This is a genomic window from Streptomyces sp. ICN903 (assembly GCF_022015835.1).
In the GTDB taxonomy this organism is placed as follows: domain Bacteria; phylum Actinomycetota; class Actinomycetes; order Streptomycetales; family Streptomycetaceae; genus Streptomyces; species Streptomyces fenghuangensis.
The window spans coordinates 1-1,171 of the sequence record NZ_JAKMAY010000582.1 but is presented as its reverse complement, the minus strand read 5'-3'; the positions used below and the strand labels follow the sequence as shown (position 1 = coordinate 1,171).

The 1,171-nt window shown below is 75.5% G+C and carries 2 protein-coding genes; one reads left to right on the top strand and one right to left on the bottom strand.

Annotated elements, in window-relative coordinates; genetic code table 11:
- A partial coding sequence (locus L7D48_RS28945; RefSeq protein WP_237884085.1) for a hypothetical protein occupies positions 1-477 on the top strand: 477 nt, incomplete at its 5' end.
- Here L7D48_RS28945 and L7D48_RS28940 read toward each other — a convergent pair.
- Positions 461-1,171 (bottom strand): DUF4328 domain-containing protein (locus tag L7D48_RS28940; protein ID WP_237884083.1); only part of this gene is annotated, 711 nt, incomplete at its 5' end. The two genes, L7D48_RS28945 and L7D48_RS28940, sit on opposite strands and share 17 nt — an antisense overlap.

Genomic DNA, 1,171 nt, shown 5'->3' with positions numbered 1-1,171 from the left:
ACCCCAGCCCGCGCGGGCGGGGACGGAGGCGGGGCCCTCGGCGTACGCGCCGTGTGCGAGGCGGGCGGCTCGGGCGGTGTCGTCTCCTCCCCCGCCTTCGAGCGGACCGTCGCGCTCGAACGCGCCGACGACCGTCCCGCCCGGGAGAGACACGCCACCGCCCCGCTGCGGGAGGGGCTGGCCGTGGGCGGCAGCTACCCCGTGGTCGCGGTCTGCGGCACCGGGGAGCTGCTGTCCGCCTCCTTCACGCACACCGGCGTCGCCGCGGAACCGGGGGCCGGATCGTCCCCGGCGGCGGCCTTCGGCGGGGCGGCGGGGCTGGCCGGGCTGACCGGGCTGACGGGGCTTGCGGCCGGCGCGGTGCTCCTGCGTCACCGCGCCGGGGCCCTGTCCGCGGTACGCCGGCTGCGCCGGGCCGGCGGTCGCCGGTTCGGCGGCCGCCGGATCGGCGACCCGCGGGTCAGCGGCCGGCCTTGATCCGGTCGTCCTGGAGGGAGGTCAGCCGCAGGACGACCAGGATCGCCAGCACCGTGGCGGGCACGGCCAGAAGGTCGGCGAAGACCGTGAGGGCCGCGCTGCCCTGCGCCTGGTCGACGGTCTCGGCTTCGTACCACGGCTGGTAGTTGAGGACTCCGACGACCATGCCGGCCAGCCACATCGTCCACCAGCCGTTGAGCAGGCCGCGGTTGCTGCTCCGGCGCGGGCCGTACCAGGTGGTGCGGGTCGAGGTGGGGTCGCTGTGGTCGCAGACGTCGTTGATGATCTGCTTGGGCATGAAGAACCAGACCACCGGCACCAGCCAGGAGCCGATCGCCCACCCCTGGTGGTAGCGGATCTGCCCGGGGGCGAACGCCTCCGCGTTGGCCCGGACCCGCCAGAACCACACCAGCCACAGCACGACCACCGGCAGCTGGAACAGCGCGGAGAGGCCCGCCATCACCTCGGTGGTGTTCCGCAGGGAGTCGTGGTCGAAGGCCGCGTACGCCAGGTAGCCGCCCTCGTGGAGTTCGTTCAGCTCCCCGTAGACCCGGGAGTCGAGCACGAGCTGCACCAGCGTGCACAGCAGCAGCGCGCTCAGCAGGGCGCTCAGCACGAGGGACAGCGTGCGCGCCGAGCGCGCGGCGCCGGGGCGCGCGGCCGCGCCGGGCGCGGGGTAGGGGGCGGTGACCGG